This is a genomic window from Capnocytophaga genosp. AHN8471 (genome assembly GCF_016806945.1).
In the GTDB taxonomy this organism is placed as follows: Bacteria; Bacteroidota; Bacteroidia; order Flavobacteriales; family Flavobacteriaceae; genus Capnocytophaga; species Capnocytophaga periodontitidis.
On record NZ_JAESPJ010000001.1, the window covers coordinates 56,424 to 79,000 of the forward strand.

Genomic DNA, 22,577 nt, shown 5'->3' on the forward strand with positions numbered 1-22,577 from the left:
TAATGAAAAAAATCATTTATATAACTATTGCAGTTTTAGGAATCTTTGCTTGCCAGAAAAACGAACCTGATGACCTTTTTGATGGTAAAACGCCTTCTGAGCGTTTTGAGCAAAGCCAAAATGAATTGCGCACCCAACTTACCACCCCACAGCAGGGGTGGAAGCTCACCTATTTCACCGATAATAAAAAGTTTGGAGGGTTTACTTTCCTAATGAAATTCACCCCCGAAGGTTTTGTGAATATGGCATCCGATATAAGCGCTACCGCCTCCCCCACAACAAGTAAATACGAAATTAAATGGGGGCAAGGTACTTTGCTTTCTTTCACCACTAAAAACTATATCCACGAACTTTCCGATGCTATGCAGGGTGAACAAGGAAAAGGATTAGAAGGTGAATTTGAATTTATTTATCTCGGAAAAGAAGGTAACAAACTCAAATTCAAAACTCAACGTCAAGCTACTGAACAAATTGTGTATTTTGAGCCCGCTACTGCCCAAGATTGGAATGTTATCCAAGACCTTAGCGGAAGTGTAGATGCTTTAGAAGGCGATATCCTTAGACACTTTTTTAGAGTAACCAAAGATGGCGTAACCAAAGATTATAGCATATCACTATCTAACAGATACCTAACGCTAAATCTTTCGTCCGACCCTTCTCAAACACTAAAAACAGCAATTGTTCCTACTCAAGCAGGCTTTACTTTCGACCCTCCTTTGGTGATTGAAGGCAAAACATTTACTCAAATCACTTGGGATAACAACGCTTCTCCAGCGCGTTATATCACTACAGTAGATGGAGTAACTGCCGAAATACGCTTTGAGTTGAGACCCTCTCAAGAACATATCTCTAATGATTATCAGTCAGTACCTGCAAGTGTAAACCGATTCTTATTCTTGTCGGAAACCTTGCTAAGTACTCCTTTTACTACCGAAGGTTTTAGAGATAACGTGATGAAAATAGAAAGCAGCAAGTGGTTCCCTTCACTACTGATTTCTTTTAAAAGCAGTACCAAATGTGAAGTAGAAGTGCGCTATCAATTTCCTAATCAACAGTTTCAATCTCGACTCATCTTTGTTCATAACTACGAAATTAAAGATAAACGCATTTATATCAAAGATAGAACAAGTATCGACGGCACTAATTTAGATTTGTGGCAAGCTACTGAAAATGAAGCTATTTTAAGGAAAGCCTTAACAGCCCTCAACAGTATAGCCTACTTAGGAAGTGAAGGTCTCTATATAAAGAAGGTACCTAATAAATTCCGTTATACCGATGATGTGTATGTAATACAAAGCCATCGTTTGCCTAATATCTATTTCCCAGCTTATGGATATTTTCAAAGAGATTAAACTAAAAAAGAACTTGCAATGAAAAAAATACTTATTTTACTCGTTACCATTCTTGCTGTAGCTTGTAGCAAAGATGATAATAAAATCAATAATAATAGTAACAACAATAGTGGGGGAGGAGGAAACACTTCCACTCCTACTGTTCAATACGACAATCTCAGTGTAGCAACTCAAACTCTTACTTTCATTACTTTAAGCAGTACCCAAACGCTCACTATTACAGCAGGTTCTGGCAGCTATAGCGCTACAGTAGCAACTCCTATAGTGAGCGTAAAGGTAGTGAGTAACACCTTAGAGATTACCAGCGTGGCTACAGGTACCACTACTATCACAGTAGTCGATACCAAAAGCCAACAAAAAGCTGAAATTCCAGTAGTTGTAAAAACACTTTATACAGTAGATGCCAATGGCACTATCACCCATTCCGATCGCCATAACTTCGCCGATGATACCGATTTGGTACTCTCTGGAGTAAAAGCAGTAGGCGAAGGCGTGTTTAAAGGCTTTGGTGAGTTCAAAAGCATCACTACCAATGGAGTAGAAAATTTTGGAAAATTAGCTTTTGCCTATTGTCAACAAGTAGAACAAATAACCCTCAACGGGGTAAAAAACATTGGCTTAGGTGCTTTTCAGTTCAATGCTTCTCTACAAACCCTTACCATCACAGGGGTAGAGAATGAAGAGTTGAAAGTTAGCCAAGAAGCTTTTGCCTCTTGTGCCGAACTCAAAACAGTAGCATTGCCCGCACAAACTAAAGAAATAGGAAAGAATGCTTTCTTCCAATGCCGCCAAATAGCAGTAGTGAAATGTGCAGCTGTTGAACCTCCTAAAGTGTTTAGAGGCACTTTTCCTAACCTGATATCTGGTACTCAAAGAGTGTTGTTTGTACCTAAAGGAAGCAAAGAAAAGTACGAAGCTGTAGATAATTGGAAAAGCAAATTCAGTCGTATTGAAGAAACTGATTTTTAAAACCCTTTAAAACTACATTTACAATGAAAAGACTCCTCTTATTACCCATCATCGCTTTGGCACTTTTTGCTTGCCAAAAGAACGAACCCGATGACCTCTTCGGTAAAACACCCGCTGAGCGATTCAACGAAAAAGAAAGCGAACTTCGCAGTGCTCTTACTTCCGCCCCTCAAGGATGGAAACTTACCTACTTTACCAAAGAAGGTACCTTTGGAGGCTACCATTTCTTGATGAAATTTACCCCCGAAGGATTTGTATCTATGGCATCCGATTTTAGTAGTAATACTGTTTCTGCAACTACCTCTAAATACGAATTACAACAAGGACAAGGGGTGAAACTCACCTTCACTACCAAAAACTATATCCACGAACTTTCCGATGCGATGCAAGGAAAACGAGGAGCAGGTTATGCAGGTGAATATCAGTTTCTATACTATGGTAAAGAAGGCGATAAACTCAAATTTAGAACGCAACGTGAGTCTACCGAGCAATTTGTGTACTTTGAGCCCGCTACTGCCCAAGATTGGACAGATATCAGCACTCTTTCAAGTAACCTCAATACCTTAGCAGAGAATATCTCTAATTATTATATGGAGGTAACAGCTAATGGTAATACCATTCCCTATGAAATTGCTATGCAAAATGGAAGTATAGGGGTAGCTCCACTTTCTAACACCGATGATTTTTCACAAGCCTCAACTGTGGCTACCAAAGAAGGTGTAGCATTCAAACCCGCCCTTACTATCCAAGGTAAGAAGTTTACTGAATTTACACGTGATAACAATACCACACCTCCTACCTATAAAGCTACTGTTGATGGCGTAACGGTAAAGGTACACTATTCATTAGTACCTCCTGATGCATTTATCACTGATGATTATAGAGATGTGAACACTCGTATAGCTGCTTTTATCTTACTTACAGATGAAATGAAAACATATACAAATATTACAAGTACTCCTTTCTATGAAAATGTCTTAAAAGTAAATAGCACTACCGATTTCACAAGAGCACAATTAGTTTTTCAAGGTACAAAATGTCTTGTAGCTTTAGGTTATAACTTTAGTGGAACAGAAGCGTATTACACAGCAACTTTTGATTATGAGTTAAGAAACAAACGTCTTTATCTCAAGAATAAAGCAGAAAATACTTTATCTGCTCAATGGCAAGCTCCTGCTAATAGTACAGTTTTACAAAGAGCACGGTCTGCTATGGATTATTTTGCAAATATAGCCTCTGATGGTTTTTATGTAACCAAACTTTCTAAAAGAATCGGACGTTATACCAATCCTGCTTATACCTTACAAAGTGCTAATACCCCAGAGAATAATATTCCTTATTATGCACAAATGAGATAATTGTAAATATATTAGAGGTTACTATTTTTAGTAGCCTCTAATATAAAAATTACTTATATTACTATGAAAAAGTTTTTACTGTGCCTAATTTCAGTAGCTTTTGTTGCTTGTAACAAAGATATTGATGAACAAAATGAGCTTCTTCCCTCTGGTAGTGAAGTCTCAGCTAATGCCTCTATCTCTTTGCAAAAAGAAATAGAAAATCAAAACTCTCTTTTAATAGAGTCTTTTTTGAAAAAGGAACAATTATTTGCTCAAGAAGTCCAAACACTCAGAGGTCGTAAAACTTTCACCGAAGAAATTGCTCGTGAAAAGTTAATGCCTTTAGTAAAAGAATCTGTATACCTCCTCAATTTCTTTGGAATGAGTAATGAGGAAATTGTACAAAATTTTGGTTCTCTCAATGACCCTCGAATTGCTTTGGCAGGTACACTTATCACTACTTTAGAAAAAGAGAAAAATAAGGGAGGAGATATTAGTGAGAGTAAGTTTTGGGATTGTGCACAAGAAGTAGTAGGGTTTAAAGTTATTAATGAAGAAAGGCATGAAAAATTTAAAGAAATAAGGACTCGTGTTACTTTAATTATAGGTTGGTTTAGATTTGGAGGATATGGTAGTCCAGCTTCCTATCTAAATATAGGTTCTTCAATAGCAGAATTTATTGTTTGTATGTTTGATAAAATAAATATACAAACTCCATTAACAACCTTACTTCACCCTTATAGTCCAATTGATGAAAACGATCCTTATAGTTTTATAGGACGTCCATTAATACTTGGAAAACATCTTGTAACTTTTAAACTAAAAAATAATCCTAGTCAGAGGGTTCTTTTGTTAAAAAAGGAAATAAAGTATAATAAGGCAAATCATTCTTTTGAGATTGAAGATAATAAATTTTATAACTTGTTTAAGTATATAAATAAATCTTTATATGTAGGCCCTTATTTTCCTAAAGAAATAGGAGGAATCCAAACAAGCATAACTAAGGATTACATTTTACACATTGATGGCTATTATCCATATACAAGTATAACAGGAAATCAAATAGATAAAAATAGTATTTCTGAAGAAGATATAGATTTTTAACTAAATTTAACCCCTTATGAAAAAAATAACCCTACTTCTGCTCGCTTTGAGTCTCTCGTTTTGCTCTAAAAAAGACGATGATACTAAAAACGGTAACTCAACTACCGTTACCCCCGAAGCTACACTTTTAAATATCCCTGCTCAACAAGGTAACTACTCAGTGAACGTAACTGCCGATGGTGCTTATACCGAGCAAACCGATGCCGCGTGGATCAAACTCTCCCCCGACACCGATTATAAAACCCTAAAATTTGAAGTCCTCACCAACGAAGGTGGCGACCGCCACGGTACCATCAACCTAATGGTGCAAAACTCAGTGAAAGCCAAAATAGATGTCTATCAAAAAGCGCGCTTGTTCGTAACCCCCGAAACAACAGCCGTTGAAGTAGGCGCACAAGCTGCTGAACACACCATCAACATCACCGATAAAAATGTGAATGACTATACGCTCAAAGCGTCTCACGATTGGATTACTTTTCCTATCCAGCCCAATAAAAACAAAATTGTTTTCCAAGTAAAAGAAAACACCACAGGAGCTGATAGAACAGCTACAATTACCGTGTTAGTAGGCGATAAAACCGCTGGTGAAATTGCGGTAACCCAAAGAGTGAATGTATCGTATATCTTGCCTTTTGTAGAGTTTGGCAAAGTAATCGACGATATTAAAAACTTTGAAAAAACGCGTAAAAGCACCCTCAAAAGTGAAAAAGATTTAGGCTCTGGCAGTCAATTAGTATATACCGTAACCGATAAACTTTTCAGCGAAATACAGTACGTAGTCAACTTGCGAGGCTTGCAAAAAGCAGGACTCTTTGCCAAAGAAAACCCTCTTACTGAGGCTCAGAAAAAGAACTTTGAGGACTTCCTCGTGCAAGAAGGCTTTGAGAAAATCACTATCAAAGGCTATAAAACCACTTTGGATATGACCCTCACCGATAAAGACGCCTTTGTACATCGCGAAAAACAAGTGTTAGTACAATTTATGGCTGATGCCAAAGCAAACCACTACGCGTTTTCTTACTATCCTGTACAGCAAAAAAACTTTACTACCTTTGCTCAACTCCCTGCTCTGCTTAAAAAAGGAGCTACTAAAGACGAAATAGCCACTTATGAGCAAGCTAACGGAGGTACTTACGATGCTGCTAATTCGCCTCAATCCAATGAAAAACGCGATGCTTATACGTATAATGTGAACAAAAACAATGTACTCAGCCGCACTTATTTCGTAGGTAAGAGCACTAATACACTTGTAGGGTTATACCAAACCACTTTCCGTTTCAACACAGCTTCTTTAGCTTTCTTTGCAGGCTTAGATGGTGAATATTACCCTACCAAAGAATTTTTAGCCCTCTTGAAAAACGAAGGCTATGTGTACAGCGGAATCTCTAAAGGTTATTATATCTTCAAAAAAGGAAAAGATATAATCTCAGCTAAAGTGCTTATAGAAAACCAAGAAACCGTATTAGATTTTAGAGTCTACTATGTAAAATAACGTTCTATCCCTTAAAAGCCTAACCACAAATGAAAAAGTTATTATTATCCCTGCTATTAGGTGCTACTGTTAGCGCTTTTAGTCAAGAAAAAGAAACTGCTAAAGATAGTATTCCGTATGCGAAATGGTCTTGTGAATTTGATGCAGGCTTAGGGCTTGCCGAAATGGTGAGCAGTGATTTCCAAATGGGAGGTGATGTAATGCGCATACAAATGCGAGTGCTCTACTCTCCTGAAAAAAACCTCCGCTTTGAAATGGGTTTTGGAGTCAGTGAGTTTTCACAAGGAGGCTTTCATCAAAGTGAAAGTAACTATGCAATGCTCAATGTATCTACCCTCGATGTGCCTGTGCGGTTAGCCATAGTTACTCCTGTGAGTCCTAATATTGGTATTGTTACCGGTGCCGGACTCCATGTCAGCGCTCCTTTGTGGCGACAGTTCAAAACTCAGGATGTGGACAACAAAGATTGGATAGGAGGTACCGTCAACCTCGGCTATCACATTTTTGCCGGAGTAGATTTATACGCTTCCGATCACAGTAAATTAGCAATTTTTGGAGAAATAGGAGGCTCTTTCTGGAACAAAGGCAACTACATCACCCGTTACCACGCAATCATCAATTTTAGTTATATTTATACACTTTAACCCCCTAAAAACACAATGAAAAAAATCACCCTCCTTTTGCTCGCTATGAGCCTTACGTTCTGCACCAAGAACGACAACGATGCAGTAGACAACCCTATCGACCCAGTAGACAACCCCGCCCTGATGAAAGAGCTTACTGCATCTCCCGAAGGCTGGAAACTCACCTATATCTCCTCCGATGATTCTTTCGGGGGCTACCACTTTTTGATGAAGTTCGACGTTCGAGGCAAAGTAACAATGCTCTCCGACCTCAGTGCTACAGCTACCCCTACTACCAGTAACTACACCACCCAAGAAGAAGGAAAAGGCTTAGTACTTAGCTTTATCGGCAATAACCAAATCCACCTATTAGCCAATGCTCTACAAGGGGCTATAGGCAATGCCCATATAGGTAAAGTCTATCAGTTTCTATATACAGGTAAAGAAGGTAATAATCTCAAATTCCAAAACATGCTCCTCAGTGGTATGCAGTTAGTGTTCGAACCTGCCACCGCTGCCGATTGGTCAGGTACCCCTGCGTTGTACAAAAATATCACCCCTTTAACCACCGCTGCCGCTCATTATTACCTAAAAGTAAGCACTGCTACGGGTACACCCACTACCTATCCTATTGAGTTTACCAATAGAGTGTTATCACTGAAAAATACCCAAAGCAAAGTCGCTGTTTTGGCAACCGAAAAAGGTATTGCTTTCCATCGCGCTTTTACCTTAGGCGGACAGTCTTTCACCGAGTTAGAACGCGTTGCAGGTAGTGTACCCCCCGTGTATAAAGCAACCGTGAATGGCGTTACTGCCGAGCTTTTCTACTCCTCAGTACCACCTAATTTCTTTGATGGCGACGATTATAAAGATATCAATACCACTATCGAAGCTTTTGCTCTTATGAGCCAGTATTTCAAAAATAATGAGTATATGACCGAGGCTTTCTATGAAGATGTATTGAAAGTCGATGCCTCTACCGACCTCTATATGCTCAGAGTAATGTTCGACGGTGCCACCGATTGCCATATCCAAATAGGACATATTTTCCCTGAAAAAGGCTTCTCTGTACTCCAAATCAGCTGTAAGTACGAACTCAAAAACAAACGTTTGTACTTTAAAGATAGTGATAAAAACCTGAGCACTTCTGCGCCTGATGTTTGGGGTGACGAGAAAAACAAAGCAATCTTAGAACAAGCACAACGCGCCTTAGGAAGTGTCTATGCTCTTGGAGCACAAGGGTTGTACATCAAAAAACTGAACATCAAAGTTAAACCCCAAGAGGATAACCCCGTATATCTATTGCAAAGCTACGAATTTCCGTTGTACGCTTTCCCTATCTGGGGAGTCCCACTGTAGGGGCGATTGGCAAATCGCCCCTCCTGACCCCTGACCCCTAATAATGAGAAACTTAAGAAAGAAATAATAATAATGAAAAAATCCTTAAAAAACACCGTTCTCCTCGCGCTCGCTATGAGCCTCTCATTCTGCTCTAAGAATGATGATGACAACACTGGTAACGACTCCGTTACTCCAGTACAAAACCCTGCCTTGATGAAAGAGCTCACCGCATCTCCCGAAGGCTGGAAACTTACGTATGTCTCTCCTGATGATTCTTTTGGAGGCTATAATTTCCTGATGAAGTTCGACAATCAAGGCAAGGTAACAATGCTCTCCGATCTCAGTGCTACGGCTACCCCTACCACCAGCGGCTACAGCACACAAGAAGAGGGGAGAGGCTTAGTTCTCAGCTTTATCGGCAATAACCAAATCCACCGTTTAGCCGATGCTCTACAAGGAGCTGCAAGTATTGCTCACACAGGTAAAGTCTATCAGTTCCTGTATACAGGCAAGGAAGGTAATAACCTCAAATTCCAAAACTTGCTTCTGGGAAACAACGCTTCTGTAGTGTTTCAACCCGCTACTGCTGCCGATTGGTCGCGCACTCCTGCGTTGTACAAAAACATTGCCCCTTTGAGCAACAACGCCTCTCACTATTACTTGAAAGTAAGCCCTACTACAGGTAGCCCTACTACCTATCCTATCGAGTTTACCAATAGAGTGTTATCACTGAAGAATACCCCAAGCAAAATTGCTACTTCAGCAACCGAAAATGGCATTGCTTTCCATCGCGCTTTTACCTTAGGCGGACAACCTTTCAACGAATTGAAACGCGTTGAAAACAGTAACCCTCCTACCTATCGCACTACCGTGAATGGAGTTACCGCCGAACTTTTCTACTCATTACTCTCTCCTGACGATTACAACAGTGATGATTACCAGCACATCAATACCCAAATTGAAGCACTTGCAATTAACACTCAAGTAATGAAAAAATATGAGTATCTAACCGAGGCTTTCTATCAAGATGTATTGCGCGTAGATGCCACTACCGACCTCTATATGGTGATGATGACCTTCTCAGGAACTGTTTGCCAAATAGAAATAGGGCACAATTTTGAAGAAAATAATCTTTCTTTTATAAGTGTAAACGCTAAATACGAACTCAAAAACAAACGCTTGTATTTCACCGAAACTGACGGAACTTTAACAGTTGATAACGAAGATCTTTGGAATGACCCTAAGAACAAGGCAGTGGTAGAACAAGCCAAACGAGCCTTAAATCGCATCTATGAACTTGGTAATCAAGGTTATTATGTGAAAAAATTGGATCTCTCTATCCGACCTTTTGCTACAAACCCCATCTATTTTTTCCAAAGCTATGAACATCCTCAATATGCTTTCCTTGCTTGGGGACAATAAACAGTAATTTTTGCATCAATACACTTTGTCAAAGTTTCTTGCCCGTGCGGCTCGCACCTTTGGCAAAGTCTATTTCCTAACCCCTAACCCCCTAAAAACACAATGAAAAAAATCACCTTCCTCCTGCTCGCTATGAGCCTTTCGTTTTGCGCTAAGAACGACAACCCCACTGCTGGAGATGACCCTATCACTCCAGTGCAAAACTCTGCCTTAATGAAAGAGCTTACTACAGCTCAAAACGGCTGGAAACTCTCCTATACTAATGGAAACAGCATAGGCGTTTATCAATTCCTCCTCAAGTTCACCTCTGAGGGCAAAGTATCTATGCTTTCCGACCTCAGTGCGACCGCTACCTCCACCACCACGCGCTACACCACTCAGGAAACCAAAGAAGGCAGTGTATTGAGTTTTGTAGGCCAAAATTATCTACACCAGCTCGCCGATGTACTCCAAGGCGACCCCGCTAAAGATTTTTCAGGTAAGGTATACCAATTCCTATATCTCGGTAAAGAAGGTGATAAACTCAAATTCAAAAACCTTCTCAGCAATCAGCCGTCGCAACTCTATTTTGAACCTGCCACTGCTACCGATGAAGCGCAATTCCCTAACCTTGCGCGCAATATAGTGCCACTCACCGAGCACACTTCTCACTACCTTTTGAAAGTATCAACAGCCACCGCTTCGCCTACCCTTTACCCTATTGCTTTCACCAATAGAGTCTTAACCCTTCAAGGCGCCACGGTAAAAGCACCCGTAAAAGCCACCGAAAACGGCATCGCTTTGGTACCTCTTCTAACGATAGAAGGTAAGAGTTTCAGTGATTTAACACGTAGTGGCAGTACTGAAACTCCCACTTATAGCGCGACGGTAGAGGGGGTAACTGTCGAATTGTACTATTCACTCATCAGCCCAGAGGTCTTCAATTCCGATGATTATTTAGCCATCGTTAACGATCAGGTGAGTGCCTTCACCTATTTAGAGTCTTCCTTTAAAAACTCAGCTTATACAAGTAAGCCTTTCCACGACAACTTTTTAGCAATTGATAGTGAAAAAGCGTTCAACTCTATCACTATCCGGTTCAAGGCAGGAAACAAAGTAGATCTTATCATTGGCTATAAATTCCCCGATAAATCGAGTACCGAATCAATTACTGCCAATGCCACCTATGAGTTCAAAGATAAAAAACTCTATATGACCTTTCAAAGTTTCAAGCATCCACTGGCTTCGAGCTCTTGGTTAAAACCCGAAAACCGCGCCCTTTTAGACCTTGCCTTTGAGCGTTTAGAAAACTTGATAGCCCTCAGCAACGAAGGTTTGTACATCAAAAATACAGGAGAAAAACAAAACGATCGCTTTATCTATTTCTTCCAAAGTCATAGTAAGCCCTCTTTCTATTTTCCTGCTTATGCACTCAAAAAACTATAATACTTTATGAAAAAGAATGTTCATTGGAGTAATACAGTAAGAATCATCACAGTATTAGTAAGTGTATTAGTCATCGTTGCTTTAGTGACGATGGGCAGGAATTATCTTTTAAATCCCAACTACGGCTTGTTGTTAGGTATCATCGCTATTACCATTACCTTAGCTGTATTTATACTCAGCGCTCCTATGAGTATAGTGTTAGAACCCGATAAGCTTACTTTGGAAAAACTTTTCGGTAGTAACAGCTTAAAATACAGCCAAATCCTCTCCGTAGAAAAACACAAGCCGTCGTTTTGGGATATGAGAATTTTCGGTTCAGCAGGCTTTTTTGGCTATATAGGTATTTTCTGTAACAAACGTATCGGAAAGTACACTTCGTTTGTAGGTGATACCCATCAGTGTTTTTTGGTAACCACCAAAAGCGGTAGAAAATACGCCCTCAGTTGTGAATCGCCCGATGAGGTAATAACACAACTTACCGCTAAATTGTAATACACCTAAAAAAACAGCAAATTTGCTAATTAATAAATTTGTCAATTACAAAAAGTTTCGTATCTTTGCGGGTGAAATCAATAAACAAAAACATTCACCTTAAAAACGCAATTATTATGAGACAAAGAGTACCCGTTTCACAAATTATGAGTAAGGAGTTAGTAACCCTCTCTCCCGATCAATCACTCTATGAAGCCGAACGTTTGTTCAAAAAACACCGTATACGCCACATCCCTGTGGTCGAAGGCGATAAACTTATAGGCATTGTAAGCTATTCCGACCTCCTTCGTATCAGCTTTGCCGATATGACCGACGGCGATGAAGAAGTAACCTCCGTTGTCTACGATATGTATACCATCCCGCAGATTATGGCTAAAACACCCCTTACAGTAACTGCCGACACCTCCATCAAAGAAGTAGCCGAAATCCTCGCCGCCCAAAGCTTCCACTCTATCCCCGTGGTAGATAACGGCAAACTTGTCGGCCTCGTAACCACTACCGACCTTATCAAATACCTATTAGAACAATATTAAATTTAGGTAAGAGGTAAGAGATAAGAAAAGCAAATTCTTACCTCTTACCTCTTATCTTTTACCTGAATATGAATGAATTAACATTAGAACTTACCGAAGTTAGCCCCCAAGTATTTTGTGGGGAAGACGAAAGTAATATCAAGTACATCAAAACCCTATTTCCTAAACTGAAAATCGTTGCACGCGGTAGCAAACTCATCGTTTTTGGCGAAGAACTACAGCTCAAAGATTTCCAAACACAAATCGAAAAACTCATCGCCTATTGCGCAAAATACAACCGCTTAGACGAGCGCACTATCGATAGTATTCTTTCTGCATCTACCCCCGAAACTGCCGAAAAAGTACGTGAAGAGGATATCATTGTACACGGAGTCAGTGGTAAAATCATCCGCCCGCAAACCCAAAATCAAGTAAAATTGGTAGAAATGATGCGTAATAACGATATGGTTTTTGCCGTTGGGCCTGCCGGTACCGGTAAAACTTATGTAGGGGTAGCCTTAGCTGTAAAAGCCCTCAAAGAAAAACAAGTACGCCGCATCATCCTCACCCGTCCAGCAGTCGAAGCAGGCGAAAACCTCGGTTTCCTCCCTGGTGATCTCAAAGAAAAACTCGACCCCTATATGCAACCTCTTTATGATGCCTTGCGCGATATGATTCCCCACGAAAAACTCAACGCTTTTATTGAGGCTGGTATCATCGAGATTGCCCCCCTTGCCTTTATGCGCGGACGCACCTTAGACAACGCTTTTGTAATCCTTGACGAGGCACAGAACACCACCCACGCCCAGATGAAGATGTTCCTCACCCGTATGGGGCGCAATGCCAAGTTTATGATTACCGGCGACCCTGGTCAAATCGACCTTCCCCGCAAAGTCTCTTCCGGACTCAAAGAAGCAATGCTCATCCTCCAAAACGTACAGGGCATTGCCTTCCTCCACTTAGACGATAAAGATGTTGTGCGCCACCCATTAGTACGCAGCATCATCGAAGCCTACAAAACCATAGAAAACAACGAATAGTCGTAGCACGACAAACAATTATATTTTACCCATAACCCCCAAGACTCTCTGAGAGTTCCAAGTTTCTCAGAGAGTCTCCCATTGTTCCCATTGTTCCCACCTCAGTCGTTTGCTTATTTATAACATTCTTCATTTTACTTCCTTATTACTCAAAAACTTCTCACGTTATTCCAACCTTTTCAAAAAATCTTCGTTTATATGGGAGAAAGCAATAAAAAGCTTTCTAAAAAAATCAACTGATAATCAGTGTGATAAAAAATAATTAATACAAAATAACAAATTAAAAGTACCTTGCATTGCATAATACCTTTATTTATCATATCTTTGCACCGTAAAATTAATTTAGTAACCAAAAACCATATAAACAGATGAAAAAGATTATCCTATCACTGCTATTAGTTGTAACTACCTGCAGCTTTGCACAATCTTCTTTTAAAGGTACATTAGTTAGCCCCGACCAAAAACCTATAAGTGCCGCTAATGTTATCCTGATGTCCCTACCCGACTCTACCCTCGTAAAAGGGGCAATAAGCAATCAGCGAGGTGTTTTTGAACTACCCAATGCCGCTGAGGGTAAAAAAATACTTCTCAAAATTACCCATTTGGAATATCAAACGGAGGTATTTACCCCCTCGGGGAGTAACTTGGGCACCATTGTTTTGACTCCTGCTACCAATCAGTTAGGGGAAGTAGTGGTGAGTGCTCATCGCCCGATATTAGAGCAAAAGGGTACGCGCATCAGTACCAATGTGGCGCAATCTACCTTGCAGAACCTTCCCAAAGCCGAAATGCTTATCAACTTCTTGCCTGGGGTAAGCACTTCCTACACCGGTGGAGGTTATGAGGTGTTTGGCAAAGGCAATCCTATCTTCTACATCGATAACCGCAGGGTGCGCAATTTAGATGAGGTGAATCAGTTATCTCCCAAAGATATTGAGAGCATAGAGCTGGAAACCCAACCTGGTGCAGAACACGACAATACCGTCGGGGCAGTTATCTACATCAAACTGAAAAAGAAACAAGGCGATGGACTGAGCGGGTCGGTTGAAAATGAAAACTATGTGTTAAAAAAAGGAGCCTTAACAACTACTTGGCTTAGTCTCAACTATCGCAAAGGCAAAACCGACTGGTTTACTACCATAGGCAACTTCAACAACTTCAACAAGAAAAATGCCGACATCTATCAGGATTTGCAAGTGCATACCCAAAGCAATGATTGGCGCGTGACAAGCGACGAAACTAACAGGAGTAATGCCAAAGGAATAAATGCTAAAATAGGGGTAGCACACGAGATTTCGGACAAACATTCCATAGGCGCAAGTGTGAGAGGGAGTGTAGAACCTTGGGTAGGACACAGGTTTAGCACCCAAGAGACCACTACCTTCAAAAATAACCTCCTTACTGCCAAAGGGCTCAATGAATACGACCGCTTTAGCCAAGATAAAAACCTGAATGTCAATGCTTATTACGAAGGTAAACTCACCGATAAACTGAAACTGCAAACCGATGTAGATTATGTCGGTCAGCGTTCCGATAACACTTCCGATATTGTGGAGCGCAACCTCCTCATCGCTACCTCTCGTAACGTGCACACCCATTCCGAGGCTACTTCCGATTGGTGGGGACTCAAAACTACTTTCTTGCAAACCCTTGGCAAGGGCGCTATAAACTATGGCGTAGAGGCAAGCGACCTGCATCGCACTGAGGACTATACCGATAATGTGCTTTCGGCTTCGGATATTAAGAATACCGAAACGCGTTCGGCTGGTTTTGTGAGCTTCTCTTACCCTATCAAAAAGGTAAATTTGAAACTCGGTACGCGTTACGAGTACGCCGACTTTGGTTATTACGAAAACGGACAAAAGAGCCCCGTAAAAAGCAAGACCTACCGCGATTGGTTACCCAATATTTCTATCGCATTCCCTTGGGATAAAACTCAACTGACCTTTAGTTATGCACGCAAAATTAAACGTCCGGCTTTTTATGAGCTCAGCGATTACAACACTTATAGTTCTCCTTTCTTGTACAATCGTGGAAACCCATATATTGTGCCTCAGCTTACTGATGAATGGAATGCCTTGGCTACTTATGGTCCTATTTCGGCTTCGGTAAGTTATTCGAATATTCACAAGGGTATTTATTCCGATTACCAACTCTCAAGCATCAATCCCGATGCCGTTGAGAAAACCATTCGCAATTACGATGATTTTAGCGTACTGAAATGCGTACTCAATGCGCAAACCCAAATAGGCAAATGGATGCCTAAGCTTACCCTTACTTACGGAAAGCCTTTTGCAAGTAATGTGTTTTACACCAATAAAGGTAGGTTTATGGTAGAATGGATGAACCAAATCACCCCTACTGAAAATTGGTTAATCTTAGCGATGTTTATTTATGCAAGCAAAGGTTCAAACCGAGAAGCCTACGCCTACAAAGATATGAGCGGAATAGTCGTAGGGGTAGCCCGTATGTTCTTCCACCAATCGCTTACGGTGTATGCTGTAGTTTTTGACCCCTATAACGGTCTCAATGAGCACACTCGCGTACAAAATCCGTATATTAGCAATAGTACTGCTCAGAATTACAGCAATTTTGGATTTAAAGTAGGACTGAGTTACAATTTCAATACCACCCAAAGCAAGTATAAAGGACAAGGAGCGGGAGAAGAAGAGAAGAACCGACTGTAACGAATCACAACACATTATATTATTACGAGAAATCTGAAAAGTCTCAAGAATGTTACAGTACCAATTCAAAGTTTTTAATTGATCGTCGTGCTACGACCTTTGCCAAAGTTTTAATAGCTTCTTGTGCTACGAGCTTTGGCAAAGTTTATTATCTTTATAATCAATCACTTTTAGAATATGTTGTGTAGGGGCGTTTTGCAAACGCCCTTACAAATGTCTATTGCAAACGCCCTCACAGAACAAAACCTTTTATTCCCTTTTCATTTTCCATTCTCCACTTCCAAAACTCTACCTCTCCAAGTTTCTCCGAGCCTCTCTGAGATTTTCTGCCCGTGCAGCTCGCACCCCCATTCTCTGCCCGTGCGGCTCCCACAGTTTCCACCGCTCCCAAATTTGCTAATTCTCTAATTTGCTAATTTACTAATTCCCATACTCCCATTCTTTGCCCGTGCGGCTCTTACCTCCCAAATTTGCTAATTCTCTAATTTGCTAATTTCCAAATTCTTACCTCTTACCTCTTACCTCTTACCTCTCAAAAATTTTGCAGTTTCAAATATTTGTCGTACTTTTGCGCCCTAAAAATAAAAGTGTCGTTTGATGACACTATAAGGAATGTTTAATTTTTAATAAAAATCACAAAGAGTGGACACATTAAGCTACAAAACCATCTCTGCCAATAAAGCCACTGTAAACAAAAAGTGGGTCTTGGTAGATGCTGACGGACAGACTTTGGGTCGCCTTGCTTCTAAAGTAGCAAAACTACTTCGCGGTAAGTACAAACCCGATTTTACCCCTCACGTTGATTGTGGCGATAACGTAATCGTTATCAATGCCGAAAAAATCAACCTCACAGGGAACAAATGGGAAGATAAAACCTATCTTCGCCACACTGGTTATCCAGGAGGACAACGATTCACAGGAGTAAAACAACTCCTCGAAAAACACCCTGAACGTATCATCGAAAAAGCTGTAAAAGGTATGTTACCAAAAACAAGATTGGGTGCAGCAGTTTTACGTAATTTAAAAGTGTATGCAGGTACCGAGCACAAACAAGAAGCTCAACAACCTGTTACCATTAACTTAAACGATTTGAAATAATGGAAGTAATTCACACCATCGGTAGACGAAAAACCGCCGTAGCGCGTATCTACCTTAAAGCAGGTAACGGTACTATCACCGTAAACAAACGCGAACTCAACAATTATTTCACTACCCCTACATTGCAATACAAAGTAAAACAAGCCCTCAGCCTTGTAGGTGCTGAAGATGCTTACGATGTAAAAGTAAATGTATACGGAGGTGGTATCACCGGTCAAGCCGAAGCCGTTCGTTTGGCTATCGCTCGCGCACTTTGCGAACTCAACGCCGAAAACCGCGCAGTATTAAAACCCGAAGGGCTCCTCACTCGTGACCCTCGTATGGTTGAACGTAAAAAATTCGGTCAGAAAAAAGCCCGTAAGAGATTCCAATTCTCTAAACGTTAATATCAATTTGCTCCTTAGTTTAGCATCCAAATGGCTCAGGCGGTTATCTAAAATTTACAAAACCTCTCCAAGCTATTGCTAATAGTAGGAACGTAAACTATTTAAAAAGAAATGGCAAATAACATAGAAATTAAAGATTTATTAGATGCAGGCGTACATTTCGGCCACCTTACCCGCAAATGGAATCCTAATATGGCTCCCTACATCTATATGGAACGCAACGGTATCCACGTAATCAACTTGTACAAAACCGCTGCTAAAATCGAAGAGGCTACCGAAGCCCTCAAAAAAATCGTAGCCTCTGGCAAAAAAGTGCTTTTCGTGGCTACCAAAAAACAAGCTAAAGACGTTGTTGCCGAAAAAGCAACTTCAGTAAAAATGCCTTACATCACCGAGCGTTGGCCTGGTGGTATGCTTACTAACTTCGTAACCATCCGTAAGGCTGTAAAGAAAATGTCGTCTATCGACAAAATGAAAAAAGACGGTACTTTCGATACTCTTTCAAAACGTGAAAAACTACACGTAGAACGTATGCGCGAAAAACTCGAGAAAAACTTAGGGTCTATCGCCGATATGTCTCGCCTCCCTGGTGCCCTATTTGTAGTCGATACTCTCCGTGAACACATCGCTGTAAAAGAAGCGCAAAAATTAAACATTCCTATTTTCGCTATGGTAGATACAAACTCCGACCCTCGTGAGGTGGATTTTGCTATCCCTGCTAACGACGACGCTTCTAAAGCTATCGAAAAAGTTCTTTCTTACATCACCGAAGCTGTAAACGAAGGTCTTTCTAGCAGAACTGCCGACGCTAACAAAGAAGCTGATGCAGCCGAATAAATCAAATAAGCTTTGACAAAGTCCCTAACTTTGTCAAAGCCTTAAAATTATTTTTTAACTCACTTTCACCGGCTTCTCCCTCCCCTCGGGGGGAGGGCAGGGGAGAGGATAAACATTAATAAAAATGGCAAATATTACCGCCGCAGACGTAAATAAACTCCGCCAAGCTACCGGCGCAGGTATGATGGACTGTAAAGCTGCCCTCATCGAAGCCGAAGGCGATTTCGATAAAGCAATCGAAGTATTGCGCAAAAAAGGTCAAAAAGTAGCCGCTAAACGTGCCGACCGCGATTCTAAAGAAGGCGCTGCTATCGCTCAAGTTAATGCTAACCACACTGTAGGTGCTATCATCTCTCTCAACTGTGAGACCGACTTCGTAGCCAAAAACGCCGATTTCGTAGCCCTCGCTAAAGATTTAGCTGATCTCGCTCTTACTGTAAATAGCAAAGACGAACTTCTTGCCCTTAACTATAAAGGTATTACTGTAGCCGAAAAACTCCTCGAACAAACAGGTGTGATCGGTGAGAAAATAGAACTCGGGGCTTTCGAAAAAGTAGAAGCTCCTTTCGTAGGTTCTTACATCCACCACGGCAACAAAATCGCTGCTATCGTAGGTTTATCAGCTGCTATCGCCGATGCTGCCGAAGTAGGTAAAAACTTAGCGATGCAAATCGCTGCTATGGGTGCTGAAACCCTTTCTTACAAAGATTTCTCTCCTGAGTACATCGCTAAAGAAACTGAAGCACGCATCGCTATCATCGAAAAAGAAAATGAAGAGTTACACCGCTTGGGCAAACCGCTCAAACACGTACCTCAATACGTTTCACAAGCACAACTCACTCCTGAAGTATTAGCTAAAGCTGAAGCCGATGCTAAAGCTGAATTGAAAGCTGAAGGTAAACCAGAACAAATTTGGGATAAAATCCTTCCTGGTAAGATACAACGCTTCATCTCCGATAACACTACCCTCGACCAAGAGAAAGCGCTCCTCGACCAAGTGTACATCTACGACGAAAGCAAAAAAGTATCCGAGTTTGTAAAATCTAAAAACGTAGAGATTACAGCTTTCAAACGCGTAGCCTTGTAATTTATATATTTAAATGATATATGTTAAAAACTCCTCTTACTATTGAGTAGGGGGAGTTTTTCTCTAACTAACGTTAGTTTGATATAACAGAATATTGATTTACAGTTTTATATCGTAATATATTCACAAAATAATTCACCGTCAGGTGAAAATTCGTGAGATAATAAAAAATAAAGACTTTTATACAATCCCATTTTCGTGAAAATTCGTGAAATTCGTGGGAGATTAAAAATATTTTACTGATTGTTAAATAATTACTTACGCTGAACTCACCTTAACTACCAATCGTTAGTCGTACTACGACCCCTTTCAAAACATTACCAAATTAAAATGAAACATATTATCTATTTATTCCTCTACCTCAGTTTTACCACTGCTCAAGCACAATGGAATATTGCCCTTCCTAATGGCGAAACCCTTAATCTCCAATGGCAAGAGCGCGAAAACTCTCAGCAAAATAAAGGTATTCACACCTTTGTAGGCTACAGCCAAAATCAGTTTGTCGCTACTTTGGTAGTACACCCTAATAAAGAGGCTTCTGGTAGCTTGCAATGGGAAGGAACTACTTACCAACTTACAGGCTCACAGCAAGGTAAGCTATCAGCAAAAGAGCAACTTCGCCATAACCCCAATGCAAAATGTGGTACCGATACTCACCAGCACACCTCTCTTTTTCCTTCTCCTCAAAACAGCCCTACAGCACGCCCTGTTACAACCGCTACATCTCTAATGCCCAACGACCCCGAGGGGATTCTCTATCTCTATCGCTTGGCAGTATTGGTTGATTACTACGATTTTGCCCATACTTTTGGCAGTGATATCACACAAGTAAAAAACTTCCTGCTCAACCTCGAAACCTTTCTCAACGAGGTGTATGTACGCGATATAGGAGTGAAATTCAGCATCGTAGACGATAACCGACTCATTATTCAGGAAGCTACTAAGCAGTTGTACAATCAAAAATCACGACGAGATATTATCGAAAATTCTACTGAAAAGATGAATGAACTCATTGGCGATAAGCAGTATGACATAGGAATTGTAATCGCTCCAGGCACCGATGCTACCTTGTCAGGACTCGCTTTCTTTTCTGGAGGATTCCGCCTCGTACGAAAAGGAGGGGCTTCGGCAATAGCCGAAAATGCAACCATTGCTCACGAAATCGGACATTTATTTGGTGCCGATCACACTTTTAAAAACGCCTATTCAGGCAACTCTCTTTATACAGAACCTCGCTACGGTCAATCACTGATGGGCTATAGCAATGATTTCCCCGATGGGGCTTTCTTTTCACTACCTACCGCTTATCAAATACGTAGCGGGATCGTCAACAGGTCTTATTTCAAAGATTCTCAGCGCACTCAGTTAGTAGACCGCAATGGGAATGATGTGAGTAATTTCAATTATGCTTATGGTGTCAAAACTGAAAGCTCTTTCCCCACAATTGATCGCACAAAACTACAAGAAACCTATACCATTCCTAAGGACACTTATTTCCAATTCCGTATCAAGGCGACAAACACTAACAATCTCCCTATTTATTACACAGCACAACTCACCAGTAGGGCAGGAGTAAACGATCCTAAGTTCCTCACTCGTAAGGGGAAAACAGAAGGGAATCCTATCACTTTCCAAACACAATACAGCGATTCAGGAGGCTTTATAGAGTATACACGTCCTAATGCAAAGGGCGAACACCTCTTTTGGGTGGCGACCTCTAATCCTGCCCCTCAACATTTTGTGAATTACGATATGGTAGCCGTAAAGGTGAATATCGCCGACGGTAAAACTTTTGCTATCACTAACGGAATGAATGAGGAATACCAAGGAGGCGATAAAATAACACTTCATTGGCAAGTAGACCCTAACTTCTTCGACCCCAATAGCAAAGTGCGCATCCTCCTTTCCGATGATTTAGGTAAGACTTTTAAATATACTTTGGTAGAAAGCACCGAAAACGATGGTACTTGCGAAATTACACTTCCTAATATCGAGATAGGTACGGTAGAATGGGGCAAACAACCAAAAATCCAACTCCCCGCGGGGGTTATCAAAGTGGAAGTGATAGACCATATCGCTTTTGCTATCACCAATGTAGCGCCTTATAAAATCTCTAACGGAAAATCAGTGCCCAATGGAGGCTTTAAAATTAAAAAGAAAACAGGAACGCCCTCTCCTTTAACTTTTGTAGAGAATAGCAAACCCCAAAATGTAACCGTTCAATGTGCTAATGAGATACCTGCACCTGTCAACCCCACAACCGAAGGAGGTTGTGGAGCAGTAACCATTACCCATACAGATAAAAAGCTCGCTGGAACTTGTGCCAATAGCTTTACCATTCAGCGCACATTCAAGGCTTACGATGGCTGTGAAACCATTACTTATCAACAAACAATCGTAGTAAATGATACCCAAAAACCTACTTTTGTAGGGAGCTTACCTCAAGATACAACGATTGATGAAGGAGCTAAAATACTTCTTGGAGCTACTCTTACCGCTACCGATAATTGTAAAGGTACATTTCAAGTCGTTCCTACCAAAGAAACCCTTGCCAATAAAATAATATATACTTGGGTAGCCAAAGACGATTGTGCTAATGAGTCAGTACACAAGCAAACCATTACAGTAAGACCCATAGCAAAAAAACCACAACAAGAGCCAGAGAAAAACATTGTTATCTACAATGGCGTTTCTACCGAGAATACGAATAATTATTTTACCGTAGAAGGAGCAGATGATAATAGCCCTATTCACCTCCTTATTTTCGATGAAACAGGCTTAAAAGTATATGAAAATGAACATTATGGCAAAAATGGCGATTATTTTAGAGGTTATGCCAATGTCAAAGGTTTTATAGGCAATAACAAAGCCCTTCACGGCACTTATTTCTATATCGTTCGTTACAGCAAACGCGGAAAAGAAGAACAGCAAAAAGGCTTTTTATATGTAAGATAATACTATCACCGTCAGGCGAAAATGGTCTCCCTACACTTTTCCAAGATTTTTAATTGCTTATCATATTACAACCTTTATTAAATTTGATTACCCTGATATTCAACCACTTTTATACAATGTTATGTAGGGGCGTTTTGCAAACGCCCCCACCAACGCCTCCACCAACACCCCCACAAATAGAACTTTTTTATATCCCCCTCTCCGAGCTTTTCCAAGATTCTCCGAGATTCTCCCCCTCATCACAACATCACTTTTTCAACCCCAATTTTCGTGCAAATTCCTATTTCACATACCCAGCTGTACAATTTTGTGAAATTCGTAGGTGATTTAAAATATTTTACTGATTTTCAAATAATTAACCACAATAAACTCACGATAAAATAATTTTATGATTTATTTTTGGTTATTTACTTTT

At 40.5% G+C, this 22,577-nt stretch carries 18 protein-coding genes; all 18 read left to right on the top strand.

The window, feature by feature from the left end; translation table 11 throughout:
• Positions 1 to 2: 2 nt before the first annotated feature.
• A complete protein-coding gene (locus tag JMN12_RS00290; RefSeq protein WP_203136081.1) occupies positions 3 to 1,352 on the top strand; it encodes a DUF4302 domain-containing protein in 1,350 nt (449 codons plus the stop codon).
• Between the two features lie 18 nt (positions 1,353 to 1,370).
• The gene (locus tag JMN12_RS00295) at positions 1,371 to 2,321 is read left to right on the top strand and encodes a leucine-rich repeat protein (protein ID WP_203083014.1); all 951 of its coding nucleotides are present in this window, start codon (positions 1,371 to 1,373) and stop codon (positions 2,319 to 2,321) included.
• A gap of 23 nt (positions 2,322 to 2,344) precedes the next feature.
• Positions 2,345 to 3,679, top strand: coding sequence for a DUF4302 domain-containing protein (locus JMN12_RS00300; RefSeq protein ID WP_203136083.1), 1,335 nt, complete (start codon positions 2,345 to 2,347; stop codon positions 3,677 to 3,679).
• Positions 3,680 to 3,742: 63 nt separating this feature from the next.
• Positions 3,743 to 4,765 carry a hypothetical protein gene (locus JMN12_RS00305; protein ID WP_203136085.1) on the top strand — a complete coding sequence of 341 codons (1,023 nt, stop codon included), beginning with the start codon at positions 3,743 to 3,745 and terminating at the stop codon, positions 4,763 to 4,765.
• Positions 4,766 to 4,781: 16 nt separating this feature from the next.
• Positions 4,782 to 6,257, top strand: coding sequence for a BACON domain-containing protein (locus tag JMN12_RS00310; protein WP_203136087.1), 1,476 nt, complete (start codon positions 4,782 to 4,784; stop codon positions 6,255 to 6,257).
• A gap of 29 nt (positions 6,258 to 6,286) precedes the next feature.
• Complete coding sequence (locus tag JMN12_RS00315; RefSeq protein ID WP_203136089.1) at positions 6,287 to 6,901, top strand: hypothetical protein; 615 nt, start codon at positions 6,287 to 6,289, stop codon at positions 6,899 to 6,901.
• 15 nt (positions 6,902 to 6,916) lie between these two features.
• Positions 6,917 to 8,239, top strand: coding sequence for a DUF4302 domain-containing protein (locus JMN12_RS00320; RefSeq protein ID WP_203136091.1), 1,323 nt, complete (start codon positions 6,917 to 6,919; stop codon positions 8,237 to 8,239).
• Between the two features lie 72 nt (positions 8,240 to 8,311).
• Positions 8,312 to 9,643, top strand: coding sequence for a DUF4302 domain-containing protein (locus tag JMN12_RS00325; RefSeq protein WP_203083009.1), 1,332 nt, complete (start codon positions 8,312 to 8,314; stop codon positions 9,641 to 9,643).
• Positions 9,644 to 9,745: 102 nt separating this feature from the next.
• Positions 9,746 to 11,068, top strand: a complete 1,323-nt coding sequence (locus JMN12_RS00330) for a DUF4302 domain-containing protein (RefSeq protein WP_198467466.1) — start codon at positions 9,746 to 9,748, stop codon at positions 11,066 to 11,068.
• A 6-nt stretch (positions 11,069 to 11,074) separates the two neighbouring features.
• Entirely contained in the window at positions 11,075 to 11,560 is a 486-nt protein-coding gene (locus tag JMN12_RS00335) for a PH domain-containing protein (RefSeq protein ID WP_203083007.1), read from the top strand.
• Positions 11,561 to 11,676: 116 nt separating this feature from the next.
• Positions 11,677 to 12,093 carry a CBS domain-containing protein gene (locus JMN12_RS00340; protein WP_034555884.1) on the top strand — a complete coding sequence of 139 codons (417 nt, stop codon included), beginning with the start codon at positions 11,677 to 11,679 and terminating at the stop codon, positions 12,091 to 12,093.
• 68 nt (positions 12,094 to 12,161) lie between these two features.
• A complete protein-coding gene (locus JMN12_RS00345; protein WP_009413952.1) occupies positions 12,162 to 13,112 on the top strand; it encodes a PhoH family protein in 951 nt (316 codons plus the stop codon).
• A 368-nt stretch (positions 13,113 to 13,480) separates the two neighbouring features.
• Positions 13,481 to 15,799 carry an outer membrane beta-barrel protein gene (locus tag JMN12_RS00350; RefSeq protein WP_203136100.1) on the top strand — a complete coding sequence of 773 codons (2,319 nt, stop codon included), beginning with the start codon at positions 13,481 to 13,483 and terminating at the stop codon, positions 15,797 to 15,799.
• A 642-nt stretch (positions 15,800 to 16,441) separates the two neighbouring features.
• Positions 16,442 to 16,897, top strand: coding sequence for a 50S ribosomal protein L13 (gene rplM / locus JMN12_RS00355; RefSeq protein ID WP_203136102.1), 456 nt, complete (start codon positions 16,442 to 16,444; stop codon positions 16,895 to 16,897).
• Positions 16,897 to 17,283, top strand: coding sequence for a 30S ribosomal protein S9 (gene rpsI, locus JMN12_RS00360; RefSeq protein WP_002681865.1), 387 nt, complete (start codon positions 16,897 to 16,899; stop codon positions 17,281 to 17,283). The genes rplM and rpsI overlap by 1 nt, the downstream gene beginning before the upstream one ends.
• Positions 17,284 to 17,394: 111 nt before the next feature.
• Entirely contained in the window at positions 17,395 to 18,120 is a 726-nt protein-coding gene (gene rpsB / locus JMN12_RS00365; protein WP_198474788.1) for a 30S ribosomal protein S2, read from the top strand.
• A 124-nt stretch (positions 18,121 to 18,244) separates the two neighbouring features.
• Positions 18,245 to 19,207 carry a translation elongation factor Ts gene (gene tsf / locus JMN12_RS00370; protein ID WP_203136104.1) on the top strand — a complete coding sequence of 321 codons (963 nt, stop codon included), beginning with the start codon at positions 18,245 to 18,247 and terminating at the stop codon, positions 19,205 to 19,207.
• A 330-nt stretch (positions 19,208 to 19,537) separates the two neighbouring features.
• On the top strand, positions 19,538 to 22,162 hold the full coding sequence (locus JMN12_RS00375) for a reprolysin-like metallopeptidase (RefSeq protein WP_203136107.1): 2,625 nt from the start codon (positions 19,538 to 19,540) through the stop codon (positions 22,160 to 22,162).
• The last annotated feature ends 415 nt before the right edge of the window (positions 22,163 to 22,577 follow it).

Coding starts and splice junctions, on each gene's coding strand:
- JMN12_RS00340 (WP_034555884.1), top strand. CDS start 11,677: ATGAGACAAAGAGTACCCGTTTCACAAATTATGAGTAAGGAGTTAGTA.
- JMN12_RS00300 (WP_203136083.1), top strand. CDS start 2,345: ATGAAAAGACTCCTCTTATTACCCATCATCGCTTTGGCACTTTTTGCT.
- JMN12_RS00350 (WP_203136100.1), top strand. CDS start 13,481: ATGAAAAAGATTATCCTATCACTGCTATTAGTTGTAACTACCTGCAGC.
- JMN12_RS00295 (WP_203083014.1), top strand. CDS start 1,371: ATGAAAAAAATACTTATTTTACTCGTTACCATTCTTGCTGTAGCTTGT.
- rpsB (WP_198474788.1), top strand. CDS start 17,395: ATGGCAAATAACATAGAAATTAAAGATTTATTAGATGCAGGCGTACAT.
- JMN12_RS00310 (WP_203136087.1), top strand. CDS start 4,782: ATGAAAAAAATAACCCTACTTCTGCTCGCTTTGAGTCTCTCGTTTTGC.
- JMN12_RS00290 (WP_203136081.1), top strand. CDS start 3: ATGAAAAAAATCATTTATATAACTATTGCAGTTTTAGGAATCTTTGCT.
- JMN12_RS00375 (WP_203136107.1), top strand. CDS start 19,538: ATGAAACATATTATCTATTTATTCCTCTACCTCAGTTTTACCACTGCT.
- rpsI (WP_002681865.1), top strand. CDS start 16,897: ATGGAAGTAATTCACACCATCGGTAGACGAAAAACCGCCGTAGCGCGT.
- JMN12_RS00305 (WP_203136085.1), top strand. CDS start 3,743: ATGAAAAAGTTTTTACTGTGCCTAATTTCAGTAGCTTTTGTTGCTTGT.
- JMN12_RS00325 (WP_203083009.1), top strand. CDS start 8,312: ATGAAAAAATCCTTAAAAAACACCGTTCTCCTCGCGCTCGCTATGAGC.
- JMN12_RS00345 (WP_009413952.1), top strand. CDS start 12,162: ATGAATGAATTAACATTAGAACTTACCGAAGTTAGCCCCCAAGTATTT.
- JMN12_RS00335 (WP_203083007.1), top strand. CDS start 11,075: ATGAAAAAGAATGTTCATTGGAGTAATACAGTAAGAATCATCACAGTA.
- tsf (WP_203136104.1), top strand. CDS start 18,245: ATGGCAAATATTACCGCCGCAGACGTAAATAAACTCCGCCAAGCTACC.
- JMN12_RS00315 (WP_203136089.1), top strand. CDS start 6,287: ATGAAAAAGTTATTATTATCCCTGCTATTAGGTGCTACTGTTAGCGCT.
- JMN12_RS00330 (WP_198467466.1), top strand. CDS start 9,746: ATGAAAAAAATCACCTTCCTCCTGCTCGCTATGAGCCTTTCGTTTTGC.
- JMN12_RS00320 (WP_203136091.1), top strand. CDS start 6,917: ATGAAAAAAATCACCCTCCTTTTGCTCGCTATGAGCCTTACGTTCTGC.